This is a genomic window from Marinomonas hwangdonensis (assembly GCF_003721245.1).
In the GTDB taxonomy this organism is placed as follows: Bacteria; Pseudomonadota; Gammaproteobacteria; order Pseudomonadales; family Marinomonadaceae; genus Marinomonas; species Marinomonas hwangdonensis.
The window spans coordinates 18,664-37,347 of record NZ_RIZG01000002.1 but is presented as its reverse complement, the minus strand read 5'-3'; the positions used below and the strand labels follow the sequence as shown (position 1 = coordinate 37,347).

The following is an 18,684-nucleotide window of genomic DNA, read 5'->3' as shown; positions in this document are numbered from 1 at the left end:
ATGAAGAATACTTTTCTGCGCGTTTTCCTAGTGGTTTTGTTGTCCAATATTATTGTGGTCAGTATTGGTTTGGGTTTGGTTGAGTTTTTGCAAAAGCGCAATCAAGTTTCGGCCGATGTGTTGGGTGATGTGGGCGTGCAGTTAGTGGCTGGTTATGAAAAATTTGGCATTGTTGCTTTGCAAGAGGAAACAAAAAAAGCCGAAAAACGCTTATCTGGAACCATCTATCTTTATAAAGAAAATGGCTTGCCGCTATTGAAGCCATTGCCGCGCAACTTCAGGGAGCAAAACACCCCCAGTCCAGCAGCCCGCCCTTCGGCTGATTTTTTGCATAGTCAGTTTATTCAGGTTATTGGCGGCAGTAACGTGCAATATTTGCTGATATTTAAGCCAAACGCTGAAATTGATGCCTTGTCACCCGAAGCCGTGGTAGGTTTTTCTCTCTTAGGGTTGTTGGTATCAAGTGGCGTATTGGCTTATTGGTTATTGGGGCCGCTGCTTAAATTACAGCGCGCGGCTCGATCGTTTGGGCATGGTGACATGTCGGCAAGGGTGGAAGAAAAATTGGCGCGGCGCAGCGATGCTGTGGGTAAATTGGCTCGCGAATTTAATGAAATGGCAGGGCGAATCGAGACATTGCTTTCTTCTAAAGAAAGGTTAATGCGAGATGTTTCTCATGAGCTTAGAACCCCTCTTGCGCGTATCGAGGTTGCACTTACTATAGCGGAAGATAAATATGGGATGGAGTCTCAAAAAGGCTATTTAGATCGTATTCGTGACGAGCTCCATGAGCTCGATGAATTAATTGGTCAGGTGTTAACCTTAAGTCGGTTAGAAGTGGCTTCCTTGGTAAAAGAAACTGTGGACTTCCAGAGTTGGCTTAAAGACATTGTGGATGATGTGAGTTTTGAGAGTCAGCTCAAGGGGATTAGTATTTCAAAAGTGGGGCGCTTGCCAAAAAGTATTCTGGGTGATCCCTTGCAGTTACGACATGCGATTGAAAATGTGCTGCGTAATGCCTGTTTTTATGCAGGAAATGAGGGGGTTATTGAAGTTGAAACACAGGAGAAAGCCGGTATGGCGTATATCTATGTACGAGATAATGGTCCTGGGGTTTCAGATGATAAGCTCGAAAAGATCTTTCATGCATTTTACCGTTCGTCTGAGGCAAGAGAGGCTAATAGTGGTGGGTTTGGAGTTGGATTGACTATTTCACAACGTATAGTGCGTGCCCACAAAGGCCAAATAACCGCTCGTAACCTTGAGAAAGGTGGTCTAGAAGTATGTTTTCAGCTGCCTGTTGCTTAGTGTATTCAATAGGTGTTGGGGTGGGATCTAAAAATAACTTGTTATTATACTGATAGATCAGTACCATGCGCCTCGCAAGTTGGCTAGGCAGTCGCCGCCCAATGTATTGGGGGGAGGAAAGTCCGGGCTTCGCAGGGTAAAGTGCCAGGTAACGCCTGGGGGGCGTGAGCCTACGGAAAGTGCAGCAGAAAATACACCGCCTAAGCAGTTTACTGCCGGTAAGGTTGAAATGGTGCGGTAAGAGCGCACCGCGCGACTGGCAACAGTTCGTGGCTAGGTAAACCCCACTTGAAGCAAGACCAAATAGGAACTCTTTGGCGTGACCCGCGCTGAGTTCGGGTAGGTTGCTAAAGACGTGCAGTGATGTACGTATTAGATGAATGACTGTCCACGACAGAACCCGGCTTATCGGCCAACTTGCACCCCTATTTTCTTCGTCACGACGCGTTCCTTTCTGGCATTACCCTTATTTTTTTCTTATTCCTATCTTTTACTTGATGCTTTTCGTTTCTATCTCGCTCTGATCTAAAACCGCCAAGGCTAATTTGCGCCTCTTGTGCGGTTTTTTTTTACTCTTTTACACAAATAGTGTTAAATTGTGGGATAAAGTGTCGATAAGTGGGTATGACAATGTTTCGTGGAATTCATCAAGTGAGTGTTGATGCAAAAGGGCGTATGTCCTTGCCAGCACGTTTGCGTGATGATTTTGCACTGTATGACGAGCAGGGTGTTGTGGTCACGATTGATCCGGCTTCGAGATGCTTGTTGTTGTACCCGTTATCTGAGTGGGAACAGATTCAAGAAAAGCTAGATAAGTTGCCAAGTTTTCAACCGCAAGCGCGTCGACTACAACGTTTACTTGTGGGGCATGCGACAGATTTGGAAATTGATTCCGCTGGGCGCATTCTGTTGCCAATACCACTGCGAGATTTTGCCAAGCTTGAACGAAAGGTTACGCTTTTGGGTCAAGGGAATAAAATTGAAATATGGAGTCAAGCTGAGTGGGACGCTCAGCGAGAAGAATACTTATCTCAAGACGCCATAGATGACTTACAACTGGAAACCGTGATGGATATTTCTTTATGACAAAGACGATGGCAGAACATATAAGCGTGATGCTCGATGAGTCCGTTGACATGTTGGTAACGGATAAGAACGGCCTGTATGTTGATGGCACGTTTGGCCGAGGCGGTCACACTCGCTTAGTGTTAGAACGTCTTGAAAACGGACGCTTACTTGGCTTTGATAAAGACCCTGTTGCGATAGAGCATGGCAAGATACTAGAGCAGGCGGATTCTCGCTTCACTATAGTACAAGACAGTTTCGCCAACATGGCTGAACATATACAGAGCACCTTTGATACCAACAAAGTGGATGGTGTGATGATGGATCTAGGGGTGTCATCGCCACAAATTGACGACGCTGAGCGTGGTTTTAGTTTTATGAATGATGGCCCGCTTGATATGCGGATGAATCCAAGTAAAGGCATGAGTGCGGCTCAGTGGATAGCCACCGTCAGCGAAAAAGACATGGCGGATGTAATGTTTCAATATGGTGAGGAACGGTTTTCTCGTCGTATCGCCAAAGCCATCTGTGAGTATCGCGCGCACACTCCAATCTTAACGACATTACAGCTTTCAAAAATTGTGGCAGAAGCCAACCCTTCTTGGGAAAAAGGAAAGAATCCGGCAACCCGTGCTTTTCAAGGGATAAGAATTCATATCAATAATGAGCTTGGTGATCTCGAAGTCGGCTTAGATGCTGCAGCAGACGCATTAAAAGTCGGTGGCCGCCTAGTGGTTATTAGCTTTCATTCCCTAGAGGATCGCATTGTTAAGCGTTTTATGAAGTTAAGAGCGAAAGGGCCAGAGTTGCCGCGACACTTACCTATTCGTAACGCCCATTTGGATATCAAGTTCAAAACCATCGGTAAAGCGATCAAACCGTCGCAATCAGAAGTCAGTGATAATGTTCGTTCGAGAAGCGCGGTATTGCGTGTTTTGGAGCGAGTGAGTGACTAAGCGTTTTATGCCACATGTGTTTTTTTTGGGTGTGGTGGTGTTGACCCTAGTGTCTATATCCGTTGTATTTCAAGTTTATGATTTTAGAAAAGATTTCTCATATCTTCAGACGCTAAAGCAGGATGAAGTGAACTATGAGGTGAGGTGGGGGCAGTTGCTACTTGAGCAAAGTGCCCTTACTCAGCCAAGTCGTTTGGAGCAAGCTGCAATTAGAGACTTGAAGATGAGAGCCCCTACTCAGGATGAATTGGTAATAGTGAAGCCATGAATATTGACAATAGACCACATACCCCAGAAAAATGGCGTTTCAGATTTGTCTACGGCATTGCCTTGTTGTTGTTTTTCATTGCGGGCGGTCGGCTTTTCTATTTGACTGCGGTGGATAATGCGTTTTTAAAAAACCAAGGTGAGATCCGTGCGGTGAGAACCGAGGCCATTCCAGCGACACGAGGCATGATTTTGGATCGTCGGGGTGAGCCCTTGGCGGTAAGCACCCCAACGTGGACGATAATAGCGAATCCAAGAGTCTTGTGGAATGTGCCAGTCGATGTTGAGAAAAAAACGGGTCCAGAAGAAGAAATAAAACGCCTTGCAGAAGTTATGGGGGTTGGTCGAGCGTGGTTGCAGGAGCGATTTGAAGCAAATAAAAGTCGTTCTTTCATGTACCTGAGACGTCAGATACCGCCCACTGAAGCGGATTCGATCATGGCGGCAAATGTTGTCGGTGTTAGTAAAACAAAAGAATATAAGCGCTTTTATCCTGCTGGTGAGGTCGCTGCACATGTTGTGGGGTTCACTAATATAGACGATAAAGGACAGGAGGGTATTGAGCTCGCTTTTGACACTGCTCTTGAAGGTGTGTCTGGGCGTCGTAGTTTTGTAAAAGATTTATCGGGTAACATTATTAGCGGTATCGGTGTCGATCAGACGGAACGCCCAGGTGAGAACATAGAGCTCAGTATTGATTTAAGGCTGCAATATTTAGCTTATCGAGAATTAAAAGCGGCGGTTACCGAGCACAGGGCGACTTCGGCGTCTGCGGTCATTCTAGATGTTAAGACTGGCGAGATTCTGGCTATGGTGAATCAACCGTCTTATAACCCAAATGATAGAGCCGTATTGGAATACGAAGATCTTCGTAACCGAGCTGTTATTGATCTTTTTGAGCCCGGCTCCACCATGAAGCCTTTTACGGTTTCTGCGGCTTTGATGTCAGGGCAATATACAACAGAGACAAAAATTGATACCTCGCCAGGTCATATGAGATTTGGGCGTTTTACTATTCGTGACGCGAGAAACTACGGTGTTATTGATTTTGAAGAATTATTGATTAAGTCAAGCAACGTAGGGGCATCGAAAATTGCGCTATCCTTGCCCCAAGACGCTGTCTGGAATATGGACTACGAATTAGGGATGGGGTCTCCTGTTGGTATCGGGTTTCCCGGTGAAGCAAGTGGTGTGTTGCCATCTCACCCTAAATGGCATCCTTCGGAAATTGCGACCTTGTCCTATGGTTATGGTTTGTCTGTTTCTACGCTGCAATTAGCGCAAGCCTATATGGCGCTGGGTAACGGCGGCTATCGAGTGCCGGTTACCATTTTTAAGCAAGATGTGCCTGCTCAAGGTAAGCAAATTATACCGAATAAAGTGGCCCAAGATGTGGTGGAGATGTTGGAGGCAGTCGTGCAGAAGGGTTCAGGTAGAACGGCGCAAATACCTGGTTATCGTGTAGCAGGTAAAACGGGTACAGTGCATAAAGTGGGCTCAAAAGGCTATGAATATGACCAATATATTGCCTTGTTTGCTGGTCTAGCGCCGGCCTCTGATCCTAGGCTTGCCATGGTAGTAATGATTAACGATCCGAAAGGGCGAGAATATTATGGTGGCGAAGTCGCAGCGCCGGTTTTTTCGAGGGTAATGGAAGGTGCCTTAACGACGCTGAATATTTATCCGGATTTACCTGAAGGGCTCAGAGAGGTTCGGATATCCCCTAAAAAGCCTCCTTATCAAGTGGTGCACGGTGGCTAAATGTCAGAAATAACACATAATCAGTTACTTGAATTAGCGGGCCTCTCTTTAGGGAGTGACCCGCATTTTGCGGTTTATAGCCATCTAGAAACAGACAGTAGAAAGGCGGACGATGGGTGCGTTTTTTTCGCTTTACCCGGTGTGACCTCGAACGGTTGGGGTTATTTAGATAATGTGGTTGCGCGCGGCTGTCAGGTCGCTGTGGTTCCTGCCGTATTAAACCTACAGCGCGATGATATTCTGCTGATTCCAGTCGCGGACCCTACTGCGCTGCTGGTGGCTTGTTTGCATGGTTTTTTTGGACGCATGCCAGCTCAAATGGTTGCTGTGACAGGTACAAATGGAAAGTCTTCTATCTGTTTTTATATGGCACAGCTGGCGCAAGTTGTGGGGTTGCCAAGTGGTTTGATCGGCACCTTTGGTGTGGGCCCTATACAGAGTTTAGCGGCTGCTCAGCAAACGACTCCAGATGTATTGTCTTTGCATAGGACTTTAATGGAGATGGCTGCATCGGGTGTAGACTTTGTTGCTTTTGAAGCGTCTTCTCATGCGCTTGATCAAGGTCGTATTGAGGGCGTGCCATTTCAAACCGCTGTATTCTCGAACCTTTCTCGTGATCATCTAGATTATCATGGCGATATGAACGCCTATGCACTGGCCAAACAGCGTTTATTTGCTTTTCCTAATGTGTCGCACGCTGTGTTTTGTCTTGATGATGATTATGCCGCTTTTATGGCAAGCGCTGCAGAGCATTCACAACATCATTATTACAGTGAGCAAAATACACAAGCGGATTTTTTCGTGAAAAATTTGTCATTAGAGCCGACAGGGTGTCGTTTTATTCTGTGTCATCCTAAAGGTGAAAGTGCCATATTTTTGCCTTTGATGGGGCGTTTTAATGTACAAAATGCTTTGGCGGCACTGACAAGTCTTTGGTATGGCGTTAGCGATAAGAAACGCTTGATTGACGGTTTATCTGTGTTGCAAGGTGCACCAGGTCGTATGGAGAAGATTCAATGGCCCGGTGCGCCACTGGTTGTGGTGGATTATGCTCATACCTCGGAAGCATTAAAAGTGGCTTTACAAGCATTACGAGAGCATTCAAGTGGTCGTTTAGTGTGTGTGTTTGGTTGTGGTGGTGACAGAGACAGAGGTAAGCGCCCCTTAATGATGTCTGCTGCCTTGCATTATGCTGACTACGTGTGGTTAACCTCGGACAATCCTCGTACTGAGCCAATAGAGCAGATTTTTTCTGATATTTTAGCGCAAACAAGTGCCGATGAGGCCTTTAGCTATGAACCTGATCGTCGTTCGGCAATACGACAAGCTATTTTGTCATCCGGCCCAGACGATGTCGTTTTGATTGCTGGCAAAGGCCATGAAACGTATCAAGATATAATGGGTATTAAACATCATTTTGATGATAGAGAAGAGGCGTTAGAGGTGGTAAAAGCCTATGTTAATTAATCTGACTCTTTCCGATATTGCTCATGCTTGCAACGGCGAGCTTGTTGGTGAAGATTCCACTGTACATTCCATTGTGACTGATACCCGACAAATATCGCCAGGGTGTGTGTTTGTTGCTTTAAAAGGTGGGCGTTTTGATGGTCATGATTATGTCGAACACGCCATGCAATCAGGCGCGGTTGGTGTGGTGTCTCAGCAAGTGCTTGACGTAACCTCTTATATCAAAGTGGCCGATACTAAGTTGGCCTATGGTGCGATAGCTCGACGAATAAGAGAGGCGTTTACGGGGCCCGTTGTTTGCATTACGGGCAGTAATGGTAAAACAACCGTAAAAGATTGGCTTGCTCAGTCCATTCATGACAAAAATGTGTTAAAAACACGCGCTAATTTGAACAATCAGATTGGTGTACCGCAAACCTTGTTAGAACTGACTTCTCTGCACGATACTGCTGTGATTGAGACGGGAACCAGTTTTTCAGGGGAAATTCCTTTGCTGGCGAATATTGCTTACCCAGATGTGGTGATACTGACGAATGCCAGTGGCAGCCATTTTGACGGTTTAGGCAGCCTTGAGGGAATCGCAATAGAAAAAGGCGGATTGATCTCTGGTGCTGCACCAAATGCGACCGTGGTTCTTAATTCAGATGATGATTTTTTCGAGTACTGGTGTGGCTTGGCTGCCAACCGAGCTGTGTATTCATTTGGGTTTACAGAGTCTGCTGATTTATTCGCTACGGATCTTGAGTTGGGGGCGGAGTCAAGTAACGCTGTATTCCATTTTCGTGGCGCCTCTTTGTCTGTCCATATCGCAGGTCCTGGGCAACACACTGTTGCCAATGCCATGGCGGTGGTTCTGGCTTTAATTGCCTTAGGTTATGATTTCAGCCACGCAGTAAAAGAGGTAGCGACTCCTGTATTAGTGTCTGGGCGCCTAGAAAGGTTACGGTCTAGCAGCGGTGCGTTGTTAATTAATGACTGTTATAACGCCAGTCCTAAGTCCGTTGAAGCGGCCATTGATGTTTTGTCCATGCAATCTGTTGAGCAGAAGTGGCTGGTCTTGGGGGCTCTAGGTGAGCTGGGTAACTTTCAGCAGGAAATACATCATTCTTTAGGCTTGTACGCGGCAAGCAAAAAACTATCTTGTTTGGTTTGTCTTGGTCCGATTGCCGGTATTGCCGGTAAGGCGTTTAAAGAGCAAGGTGGTCATGTGGTGTTTTGTGACACGCATGATGAAGCCGCGTCCATCGTGAGCGCGCTTGATGAAAAACATGCCATTTTAGTGAAGGGATCTCGCTCCGCTAAGATGGAAAATATAATTGAAGCATTAATTAATTAGGAAATACCTCACCCATGTTACTCCTGTTGACCGCCTATTTAAGTGAGTACTACACGTTTTTCAGAGTGTTTGACTATTTGTCACTGCGTGCCATATTGGGTGTGCTGACAGCTCTTACTATTTCTTTGATGATAGGAAATAAAGTCATTGTGTTATTACAGCGTTTGCAGATCGGTCAAGCCGTTCGTAGTGACGGCCCGCAATCGCATTTGTCGAAGGCGGGCACACCGACTATGGGTGGAGCGCTAATAATTTTCTCTATTAGTGTAAGTACCTTGTTGTGGGGCGACTTAAGCAATAAGTATGTTTGGGTTGTTTTGCTGGTAATGCTGTCTTTTGGTGTGATTGGTTGGGTTGATGATTACCGTAAAGTCGTCGAGAAAAACCCACGTGGATTGCCGGGACGTTGGAAATATTTTTGGCAGAGTGTGTTTGGTTTGGCGGCGGCAATATTTTTGTACTACACCGCCAGCACGCCCGCTGAAACGGCTTTAATTGTTCCATTGTTCAAAGATGTTGCTATTCCTCTTGGGTTGTTTTTTATTGTGCTGACGTACTTTGTCATTGTCGGTACTAGTAATGCAGTGAATTTAACCGATGGATTAGATGGTTTAGCAATACTGCCAACGGTCATGGTGGGTGGTGCGTTAGGGGTGTTTGCCTATTTAACGGGTAATATTCGTTTTGCCGATTATCTCCTTATACCCTATGTTCAGGGAACCGGAGAGCTTTTAGTGTTTTGCGCCGCATTGGCGGGGGCAGGGTTAGGTTTTTTATGGTTTAACACCTATCCTGCTCAAATCTTTATGGGAGACGTGGGTTCGCTGGCCCTTGGGGCTGCACTCGGTACCATTGCTGTTATTGTTCGTCAGGAGTTGGTGCTCTTCATTATGGGCGGTATTTTTGTGATGGAAACCGTGTCCGTTATTTTGCAGGTGGCATCCTATAAGTTAACAAAACGAAGGATATTTCGTATGGCGCCTATCCATCATCACTTTGAGTTAAAGGGTTGGGCGGAACCTAAAGTGATTGTGCGTTTTTGGATTATCACTGTATGTTTGGTTTTAATTGGTTTTGCTACGTTAAAAGTACGCTAGGGGTTTTGCATGTCGTTGATCGGATCAGATCGAGTAAGAGCGGTTGTCGGCTTAGGGGCAACAGGCCTATCTTGCGTACGTTTTTTGGCCAGTAAGGGGATCGAGTTCTACGTGGTAGATTCTCGAGATAATCCGCCTGGTTTGGAACAGGCGAAAGAGTATTGTCCTGAGGCGCGTATATTTGCAGGTGACTTAAATATATTGGAAACCTTGGGTGTGACGGAGCTTTTTGTTAGCCCTGGCATACCTTTAAGTACCCCTGTGTTATCTCGCTTGGCCGAGCAAGGTGTGGCAATGCGAGGCGATATTGATTTGTTTTGTGATTACGTGGATGCGCCTTTTGTGGCGATTACGGGATCCAATGCCAAGAGTACTGTTACTACTTTGGTGGCTTTGTTGCTGCAAGCTTGCGGTAAAAAAGCCAAAGCGGGAGGCAACTTAGGTCTGCCTGCCTTGGATCTTCTTGAAGCCAATACCGATTTTTATGTACTCGAGTTATCGAGTTTCCAGCTTGAAACAACCCCTGCTTTAAAAGCCGATTTGGCGTGCTTATTGAATGTATCCGAAGATCATATGGATCGGTATAAAGATCTGTATGAATATCAGCGAGTGAAGCAAAGAGTCTACCGTGGTTGTAAAGCGGCGGTATGCAACAAGCAAGATATTCTAACGGCCCCTTTGTTGCCTGAAGGTGTCCCTGTCCGTGCTTTCACAACAAAAAGTCCAGATCTCAAAGAGTTTGGTCTGCTGAAAGACAGCGAAGGGTCTTGGCTGTGTCGTGGTGTTGAGCGACTTTATCATACCTCGGATATTGCCCTAAAGGGTGCCCATAATTATGCGAATATTTTAGCGTCACTGGCGATGCTTGAGCTTCTTGGTGTAGACGTTAAATCTGCCGGTGTTGCCCAAGTGTTGAAAACCTTTTGTGGTTTGCCACACCGTTGCCAAACGGTGCGAGTTCATGACAAGGTGACTTACGTCAATGACTCAAAGGGCACCAATGTAGGTGCCACCTTAGCGGCTCTTCAAGGGCTTGGTACTAGCAACCGTAAAAATATCTTGTTAATTGCCGGTGGTGAAGGCAAAGGTGCTGACTTCAAAGCGCTTGCCAAGCCTGTGGCTGATTTTGTGCGGGTGGTTTACTTGTTTGGTAAAGACGCGGCTCGTATTGCTGACGTTGTTCCAAAAGGAACTGAAGTTAAATTATTGGAATCATTGGATCAGATTGTGTCGAGTGTTGATCAAGATGGTCAGGAAGGCGACATTGTGTTGTTTTCTCCCGCCTGTGCAAGTCTAGATATGTATAAAAATTATGAAGCGCGTGGTGATCACTTTGCTCAACTTGTTAATGCCTTGTTGGTTAATAAGCTATGAATGTGATGGCGCTATTTGATCGGGTGTCGCTCAGTGAGTTTGGTCGAGTTGATGCTCTTTTTCTTGGCTCTGTGGTCTGCATCATCTGTATTGGCATAGTAATGGTATCGAGCGCCTCGATTTCGATTTCTGACGGTATGTATGGTCATCCATTTTTCTTTATGGGTCGTCAAATTTTGTATTTAGTGTTGGGAACCACAATGGGCTGTATTCTGTTGTCGTTGCCGACCAGTCAGTTGCAAAAATGGGGCATCCTGATGATGGGGCTGTCTTTGATTTTACTGATTTTGGTGCTTGTGCCAGGTATTGGTAAAAGTGTAAATGGCAGTCGACGCTGGATTAATTTGGTGGTGTTTAACCTTCAGGCTTCCGAAGTAGCAAAAGTCTGCATGGTGGTGTACCTCTCAGGTTATTTAGTAAGAAGAGCCGATCGTGTTAGAGAAGGCTGGGGGGGCTTTATTCTGCCTCTTTCTTTGTGTGGTATCTTTTTGTTGTTTTTACTTTTAGAGCCAGACTTTGGTGCATCAGTGGTTTTGTTAGGCACCGTGATGGTGTTACTTTTTTTGGGAGGTGCACCGCTTTATCAATTTGTATTGTTGATGGGGGTTGCGCTTGGCGTCTTGGTCGTGGTGGCGATTTCCGCCAGTTATCGTCTCAAAAGATTGATGAATTTTATTGATCCATGGGCTGATCCCTTTGATCAAGGTTATCAACTGAGCCAGGCATTAATTGCTTATGGTCGAGGAGAATGGTTTGGTTTGGGGCTTGGCAATAGCGTGCAGAAGTTATCGTATTTGCCTGAGGCCCATACCGATTTTGTGTTTTCTATTTGGGTCGAAGAGACAGGCATGTTTGGCGGCCTTGTCGTTATTGGCCTGTTTGGTCTGATGTTGAGCCGAGTGTTTAAGATCGGCCGAAAAGCCATGGACCTTTCACGCCCTTTTGCTGCTTATGTATGCTTCGGATTTGCAATCTTAATTCTGGCCCAAGTCATTATCAATATTGGGGTAAATACAGGCTTTCTGCCGACCAAAGGGCTGACGCTTCCGCTGATTAGTTATGGAGGAAGTAGTTTAATTATTACCCTTTGCAGTTTGTTTGTTGTAGCACGCATTGATATTGAAAATCAGCGTACAGAGTTAGGGCTTGATCCCTATTTTAGAAAAGCCAGTGGAATGCAAGAGAGTCGTGCGTGAGTAAGCCGAAAAGAGTTGTTATCATGGCCGGTGGAACCGGTGGTCATATTTATCCTGCTTTGGCGTGTGCACATCGTTTTAGGGGGATTGGGCTAGAGGTTGAGTGGCTAGGTTCAAAAGGGGGAATGGAAGAAACGCTGGTAGCTAATCATGATATTCCGGTGCATTCTCTATCCATAAAAGGCGTAAGAGGAAAAGGTATTTTAGGGCTTTTGGCTGCACCTTTTCGGGTTCTTTATGCTATTGGCCAAGCGCTTGCTGTATTGCAAAAAGTCAAACCAGACGTTGTTTTGGGTATGGGTGGCTTCGTAGCGGGGCCTGGTGGTGTAGCGGCTAGGCTGTTGGGTATCCCTTTGGCAATACATGAACAAAACGCGATTGCTGGAACGACGAATACGTTGTTGTCTAAATTTGCCAAGGTTAGGTTGCAGGCTTTCGATGGTGCGTTAGCCAACGGGGTCAATGTAGGGAATCCTATTCGAGATAGCATTCTCGACCAACCCGTTCGAGAAACGTCCAGAGAAGCATCGCGTCCCCTTAGATTGTTAGTGGTTGGGGGAAGTTTGGGCGCAAAAGCGATCAACGATGTTATGCCGCAAGTATTGGCAAGCTGGTCTTGTTCTGTGCGGTTGGATATCTGGCATCAGACCGGTGTTCGGCATTTTGACGATGTACTGCTTGACTATAAAGCGGCCAATGTTGAAGCCAGAGTTGAGGCGTATTTAGAGAATATGGATCAAGCCTATTATTGGGCAGACCTTGTTTTGTGCCGTGCTGGTGCAATGACGGTGAGTGAGCTTGCGATAGTGGGTCTACCCTCTATTTTAGTGCCTTATCCCTATGCCATAGATGATCATCAAACCGCTAATGCCCGTCATTTAGAAAGTGTGGGGGCGGCCGTCTTGTTACCTCAAATGAAATTATCTGCGGATACCATCACTGAATTATTGTCTCGTTTTGCGGACAACAAAGAAACACTATTAAAAATGGGTGAAAGTGCCAAGTTGGTTGCTCGCCCAAATGCGACCCATGATGTGGTCGCGCACTGTTTAAGGTTAATCAATCATGATAAATAATAAAGCTCAGTACGACATTCCTACCATGCGTCGAATTCAAAACATTCACTTTATTGGTATTGGTGGAGTGGGCATGTGTGGTATTGCAGAAGTTTTGCATAATCAAGGTTATCAGGTATCGGGTTCCGATATAAAGGCCTCTTCAACGACAGAGCGTCTTGAGAAATTAGGTATTAAGGTTTATCTAGGGCACCTTGAGCAAAATGTTTATGATGTCCACGTTATTGTTGTTTCTACCGCAGTCAACCCTGAAAACCCTGAAATAATCTGGGGTAAGCAACATCGTATCCCCATTGTTCGCAGGGCAGAGATGCTCGCTGAGCTTATGCGTTACCGTCATGGTATTGCAGTTGCTGGAACCCATGGCAAAACCACGACAACCAGTCTTATGGCGGCAATATTAGTCGCGACGGGTGAAGCACCGACTTTTGTGATAGGTGGACGTTTGACCAGTGCAGGGACAAATGCTCAGCTTGGGAGTAGTGCTTATCTTGTTGCGGAAGCCGATGAAAGTGATGCTTCCTTTTTACACTTGCAGCCACAAACCGTCATAGTGACTAACATTGATGCTGATCATATGGATACCTATGATGGTGATTTTTCGAAGGTAAAACAGACATTTATAGAGTTTATACACAATTTGCCTTTTTATGGTTTGGCAGTGTTGTGTGTGGATGATGAGAATGTGAGAGAAATTCTGCCCTCTCTGAGTCGACCTATTTTGACGTATGGGATTGATCAAAAAGCGGATTTTTATGCAACAGACATTGTTCAAACAGGGCGTTTTTGTGAGTTCTTAGCGCATCGTCCTGATGGCGATCCATTAAAAATTCGTTTGCCTATGCCCGGCAAGCACAATGTTCTTAATGCTCTGGCAACCATTGCGGTGGCTACGGATCTAGGTGTAGACCCAGTCGCTATACAGGCTGGTTTGATGGGTTTTGAAGGCGTTGGTCGTCGTTTCCAAGAGCAAAAGCCCTTGTCTTTACCTAAGGGAGGGGAAGTGATGTTTGTTGATGACTATGGTCATCATCCTAGCGAGGTTTTGGCGACAATTAAAGCCATTCGTGCTGGCTGGCCAGAGAAACGGTTGGTGATGGTGTACCAGCCTCACCGTTATACGCGCACACGAGATCTTTATGAAGATTTCGTTCGAGTCTTGTCTCAAGTCGACGTTCTCTTGTTGTTAGACGTGTATTCTGCGGGAGAGGCAGCTATTAACGGCGCGGATAGTCGCTCGTTATGCGGTAGCATACGTCAACGTGGAAATGTTGACCCGATTCATGTTGGTAGCGAATCGGACTTGCGCTCGATATTAAACAATGTGCTGCGTGACGGCGATCTTTTGATTACTCAGGGGGCGGGTGATATTGGTACCGTGTCTAAAAACTTGTCAATAAGCGGGATCTGATTTTATGTCTTCACCAAAAAGTCTATCGTTGAAAGAATCGATCGTTGCGGTTATCTATGGGGGGCGTTCTGCAGAGCGAGAGGTGTCTTTGCAAAGTGGCACCTTGGTGGCAGAAGGGTTGCGTTCTAAAGGCTATCAGGTGGCAGAAATTGACTTGTATGGTCCCAATGCCTTACTTGACCCTATTGTGCAGCTCCAATCTGTCGAGTTTGATCTTGCTTTCATTGCGTTGCATGGGGGGGAGGGTGAAGATGGCAGTGTGCAAGCGCTACTTGAAATGCTGGGTAAGCCTTACACAGGCAGTGCACCGCTGGCATGTGGCTTTGCGATGGATAAAGTGTTGACGAAGCGCTTTTGGAAAGGCATCGGGATACCAACGCCAGCGTATTTGTCCTTTGTGGGCAGTGCGGATGCGAATGTGATTGAGCAAGCCATGTCTTATCCTATGATCGTTAAGCCCTCTAGAGAGGGGTCAACTATTGGGATTAGTAAAGCGATGAATCGTGTTGAGTTAGATGAAGCGCTTGTCAGTGCGCTTTCTTATGACTCCGACATCTTGGTTGAGGCCTTTGTAGATGGCCCAGAATTTACCGTCACTATCATTGATGATGTGGCTTTTCCGGCCATCGGTCTTAAGCCTGCACCAGAGCATAAACTGTACGATTTTGACGCCAAGTATATCGCAATGGATACGGAGTATTTATTGCCTTGTGGTTTGAGTGAAGATGATGAGAACGAGTTGCAGATGTTGGCGCTTGACGCTTATCGATCTCTAGGGTGCTCAGGCTGGGGGCGTGTTGACATTATGCGTGATCAAGACGGCGTATTTTGGGTGTTAGAGGTTAATACCGCTCCAGGAATGACGTCCCACAGTTTGGTGCCTATGGCGGCAGCCTATGTTGGAATTGATTATGCTGCGTTGGTTGAAAAAATAGCGCAGAGCGCCTGGGAAAAAGCAGGTTATAAATAACGTATGAGGATTGCGGCGCTAATCGGAGCCATCACACTGATTTTGGTTGCCATTTTCCAAGGTGAAAAATCGCCAAACGCGTGGTTTACAATTCAAAAGCTCGACATCAAAGGGGATTTGAAATATGTCACTGAAGGGGAATTACGTGACGATTTTTCTCCCTTATTAGGTCAGAGTCTTCTTAGTCTTTCATTATCGGACGCACTGACGGTTGCGACGTCCTCAGAATGGGTGTCAAGAGCAGAAATTCGTAAAGTATGGCCAAACACTTTGCAGGTGCTTGTGTATGAACATACGCCTCTCGCATACTGGGGGGATCGGCAACTTATCTCCACATCGGCGTCAGTGTTTTCGCCGTTAAGAGTGCCAGAGTTGCCGCTAACCAGTCTGCTTGGTCCGGTAGGTACCAGTGATGTTGTTTTAGAGCAGTTTGGTTTGGTTAGCCAAGTGCTTGCACCCACCTCTTTGCGAGTGGCTGTGTTAACGCTAGAGCCCCGTGGTGCTTGGACTATAGCCTTCACTAATGGGCTTGTTGTACAGCTTGGCCGCCAAGAAATATTAGAGCGGCTACAACGCTTTATCGCAGTGTATAAAAGCGATTTATCGGGTAGAATAGACCAGATAACCTCTGTTGATGCACGCTATCCTCATGGGGTGGCTGTGGGTTGGAAAAAAAATGAATGATATTGGCCTGTTTGTTGCTTTTTCAAACAAGGCGATAGGTCATATAACAACGATACGTGATGCCGGGAAGGTGAAATGATAGTCGGTTTGGATGTAGGCACATCAAAAGTTATTTGTTTGGTTGGCGAAATTCTGGCTGATGGTAGCTTGGAAATAGTTGGCATTGGATCTCATGTATCTAAAGGGATGAAACGCGGCGTCGTTATCAATATAGAATCTACAGTGCAGTCCATTCAGCGCGCAGTAGAAGAAGCTGAATTAATGGCAGGGTGCAATATTCACTCTGTCTATGTCAGTGTGGCAGGCAGTCACATACGCAGCTTGAATTCTCATGGCATTGTTGCCGTTAAAAACGGCGAAGTACAAAAAGAAGACATAGACAGAGTAATCGATGCAGCGCAAGCCGTGCCAATTTCTTCTGATCAGCGTGTGCTTCATATTTTGCCGCAGGAATATCATATTGATTCACAAGAAGGCATTAAAGATCCCCTTGGTATGTCAGGCGTACGGTTAGAGGCAAACGTGCATTTGATATCCGGTGCGGTTAATGCCGTGATGAATATTGAAAAATGCATTAAGCGCTGCGGCCTAGGAGTCGATGGTGTCATCTTGTCCCAGCTTGCTTCCAGTGAATCTTCTTTGAGTGATGATGAGAAAGATTTGGGTGTGTGCTTGGTTGATATTGGTGCTGGCACGTCAGACATCGCCGTCTGGTTAGATGGCGCTTTGCATCATACCGCCGTTGTTCCTGTTGCAGGAGATCAGGTGACCAACGATATATCGATGGCACTTAGAACGCCAACTCAGCATGCAGAAGAAATAAAAATCAAATACGCTTGTGCTATGTCATCTATGGCCTCTGCAGAGCAGGTCCTACAGGTGCCCAGCGTGGGTGATCGTCAACCTCGATCAATCAGTCGTCATGCATTGACGGAGGTTGTTGAAGCCAGGTACGAAGAAATTTACAACTTAGTTTTGGAAGAATTAAGACGCAGCGGATACGCAGAACGAATCCCTGCAGGCATTGTAATTACTGGGGGTACGTCGTTAATGGAAGGCGCGGCGGAGCTGGCTGAGAAAGTTTTTCAGATGCCAGTTCGATTATCTTTGCCAGATTGTACTAAAGGAATGTCTGATATTGTCGATAACCCTATATATTCAACAAGTGTTGGTTTATTGGCTTATGGTAGCAAAGAGGCTGAAGTCACTGAAACCTCTAAGCGGACAATGTCTAAGACTCAAATTAAACGAGAAGCATCTGTTCTGGCTCAAAAAGAAACTAGGCCTTCCTTCAGTGTAGCGAAGGCGTGGCACAATTTGAAACACTGGTTTCAGAGTCATATTTAGTTGGAATAGATTGTAATTTATTGAGGAGCGATAAGCCCATGAATGTCTTTGATTTAGCTGAGGATAACCTTTCAGATAACGCTGTAATAAAAGTGATCGGTGTTGGTGGTGGCGGTGGTAACGCAGTGCGTCACATGCTAGAAAACCGCCTGGAAGGTGTTGAATTTATTTGTGCCAACACGGACTCTAAAGCGTTAATTGGGTTTGAAACAGGCGTTTCATTGCAGCTTGGTTCCACCATTACCAAAGGTTTAGGTGCGGGCGCTAATCCCGATGTGGGACGTGACTCTGCTTTGGAAGATCAAGAAAAGATCACGCAGCTTTTGACCGGTGCTGACATGGTGTTTATTACAGCGGGTATGGGTGGTGGTACCGGTACGGGTGCTGCACCGGTTATCGCCAAAGTGGCTCGTGAGCTTGGTATTTTAACCGTAGCTGTAGTGACTAAGCCTTTCCCATTTGAAGGGCGTCGTCGCGCAAAAGTGGCCGAAGAAGGCGTTAAAGAATTACGAGATAATGTCGATTCATTAATTACGGTGCCAAACGAAAGATTGCTACCGGTTTTAGGTAAAAACATAACGCTTCTTAAAGCGTTTGGTGAAGCGAACAACGTGTTGTTTAACGCGGTTCAAGGTATTACCGACCTTATTATGCGACCAGGTTTGATTAACGTCGACTTTGCAGACGTTAGAACGGTTATGTCAGAAATGGGAATGGCGATGATGGGTACTGGTTCGGCTTCAGGTGAAGACCGTGCTCGAGTTGCGGCTGAAGCGGCCATTCATAACCCTCTTCTTGAAGACATTAATCTCAAGGGTGCTCGCGGTGTATTGGTAAACATTACAGCAAACGAAGAAGTTGGTCTGTCTGAGTTTACTGAGGTGGGTAGTATCATCGAAGAATATGCATCAGAAGATGCAACTGTTGTGATCGGTTGTGCGATTGACCCAAGTGTTGGGGATGAAATGCGCGTCACGGTTGTCGCAACAGGATTGGAAGGACGTCCAGCGGTTGAAGTAAAAACCGCTGAGTTAAATGTGCCTCAGCAAGTTGTAGAAAAAGTTGAGCAGGTAGTGGGAAGTAGTGTTGATGTTGGCAGAACGGCTGTTGCTCAGCCAGAGCCAAAAGCTCCACCCGCTCCGGGTGTGAAAACGGTAGAAAGAAGCTCGAGTGAAAAGGGCGATTCTTTAGAATCAAACTCTACTTCGAGTGGCGATAAACTATCGTACTTGGACATTCCAGCGTTTTTACGTCGTCAAGCTGACTAGTTTTAGCAAAAACGATGCAAGAACACCTCGTTGGATTGTATAAAAAATGAGTAATTGATACTATTTATCATTAAATAGTATCCTGTCATAATATTGTAGGA

16 protein-coding genes and 1 other RNA gene are annotated in these 18,684 nt (G+C 45.9%); all 17 read left to right on the top strand.

Going from position 1 to position 18,684, the window contains the following annotated elements:
• Positions 1–1,308 carry a sensor histidine kinase gene (locus EBI00_RS03185; RefSeq protein WP_123094495.1) on the top strand — a complete coding sequence of 436 codons (1,308 nt, stop codon included), beginning with the start codon at positions 1–3 and terminating at the stop codon, positions 1,306–1,308.
• Between the two features lie 75 nt (positions 1,309–1,383).
• Positions 1,384–1,732: RNase P RNA component class A (gene rnpB, locus EBI00_RS03180), an RNA gene on the top strand.
• 206 nt (positions 1,733–1,938) lie between these two features.
• The gene (gene mraZ / locus EBI00_RS03175) at positions 1,939–2,394 is read left to right on the top strand and encodes a division/cell wall cluster transcriptional repressor MraZ (RefSeq protein WP_123094494.1); all 456 of its coding nucleotides are present in this window, start codon (positions 1,939–1,941) and stop codon (positions 2,392–2,394) included.
• Positions 2,391–3,329 (top strand): 16S rRNA (cytosine(1402)-N(4))-methyltransferase RsmH, encoded by a 939-nt coding sequence (gene rsmH, locus EBI00_RS03170; protein WP_123094493.1) that lies wholly within the window; start codon positions 2,391–2,393, stop codon positions 3,327–3,329. The genes mraZ and rsmH overlap by 4 nt, the downstream gene beginning before the upstream one ends.
• Positions 3,322–3,597 (top strand): cell division protein FtsL, encoded by a 276-nt coding sequence (gene ftsL, locus EBI00_RS03165; RefSeq protein ID WP_241556934.1) that lies wholly within the window; start codon positions 3,322–3,324, stop codon positions 3,595–3,597. The genes rsmH and ftsL overlap by 8 nt, the downstream gene beginning before the upstream one ends.
• Positions 3,594–5,357, top strand: coding sequence for a peptidoglycan D,D-transpeptidase FtsI family protein (locus tag EBI00_RS03160; protein ID WP_123094492.1), 1,764 nt, complete (start codon positions 3,594–3,596; stop codon positions 5,355–5,357). Before ftsL ends, EBI00_RS03160 begins: the two co-directional genes overlap by 4 nt.
• Positions 5,358–6,824 carry a UDP-N-acetylmuramoyl-L-alanyl-D-glutamate--2,6-diaminopimelate ligase gene (locus EBI00_RS03155; protein ID WP_123094491.1) on the top strand — a complete coding sequence of 489 codons (1,467 nt, stop codon included), beginning with the start codon at positions 5,358–5,360 and terminating at the stop codon, positions 6,822–6,824.
• The gene (locus tag EBI00_RS03150; RefSeq protein ID WP_123094490.1) at positions 6,814–8,160 is read left to right on the top strand and encodes a UDP-N-acetylmuramoyl-tripeptide--D-alanyl-D-alanine ligase; all 1,347 of its coding nucleotides are present in this window, start codon (positions 6,814–6,816) and stop codon (positions 8,158–8,160) included. Before EBI00_RS03155 ends, EBI00_RS03150 begins: the two co-directional genes overlap by 11 nt.
• A gap of 14 nt (positions 8,161–8,174) precedes the next feature.
• Positions 8,175–9,257: a phospho-N-acetylmuramoyl-pentapeptide-transferase gene (gene mraY, locus EBI00_RS03145; protein WP_123094489.1), complete on the top strand. Its 1,083-nt coding sequence runs from the start codon at positions 8,175–8,177 to the stop codon at positions 9,255–9,257.
• Between the two features lie 9 nt (positions 9,258–9,266).
• The gene (gene murD, locus EBI00_RS03140; protein WP_123094488.1) at positions 9,267–10,631 is read left to right on the top strand and encodes a UDP-N-acetylmuramoyl-L-alanine--D-glutamate ligase; all 1,365 of its coding nucleotides are present in this window, start codon (positions 9,267–9,269) and stop codon (positions 10,629–10,631) included.
• Positions 10,628–11,827, top strand: coding sequence for a putative lipid II flippase FtsW (gene ftsW, locus EBI00_RS03135; protein ID WP_123094487.1), 1,200 nt, complete (start codon positions 10,628–10,630; stop codon positions 11,825–11,827). Before murD ends, ftsW begins: the two co-directional genes overlap by 4 nt.
• Positions 11,824–12,903, top strand: a complete 1,080-nt coding sequence (gene murG / locus EBI00_RS03130; protein ID WP_123094486.1) for an undecaprenyldiphospho-muramoylpentapeptide beta-N-acetylglucosaminyltransferase — start codon at positions 11,824–11,826, stop codon at positions 12,901–12,903. The genes ftsW and murG overlap by 4 nt, the downstream gene beginning before the upstream one ends.
• The gene (gene murC / locus EBI00_RS03125; RefSeq protein ID WP_123094485.1) at positions 12,893–14,314 is read left to right on the top strand and encodes a UDP-N-acetylmuramate--L-alanine ligase; all 1,422 of its coding nucleotides are present in this window, start codon (positions 12,893–12,895) and stop codon (positions 14,312–14,314) included. The genes murG and murC overlap by 11 nt, the downstream gene beginning before the upstream one ends.
• 4 nt (positions 14,315–14,318) lie before the next feature.
• On the top strand, positions 14,319–15,284 hold the full coding sequence (locus tag EBI00_RS03120) for a D-alanine--D-alanine ligase (RefSeq protein ID WP_123094484.1): 966 nt from the start codon (positions 14,319–14,321) through the stop codon (positions 15,282–15,284).
• Between the two features lie 3 nt (positions 15,285–15,287).
• Positions 15,288–15,968 (top strand): cell division protein FtsQ/DivIB, encoded by a 681-nt coding sequence (locus EBI00_RS03115; RefSeq protein ID WP_123094483.1) that lies wholly within the window; start codon positions 15,288–15,290, stop codon positions 15,966–15,968.
• 75 nt (positions 15,969–16,043) lie between these two features.
• On the top strand, positions 16,044–17,315 hold the full coding sequence (gene ftsA, locus EBI00_RS03110; protein WP_123094482.1) for a cell division protein FtsA: 1,272 nt from the start codon (positions 16,044–16,046) through the stop codon (positions 17,313–17,315).
• Between the two features lie 38 nt (positions 17,316–17,353).
• On the top strand, positions 17,354–18,583 hold the full coding sequence (gene ftsZ, locus EBI00_RS03105) for a cell division protein FtsZ (protein WP_123094481.1): 1,230 nt from the start codon (positions 17,354–17,356) through the stop codon (positions 18,581–18,583).
• Positions 18,584–18,684: the final 101 nt, after the last annotated feature.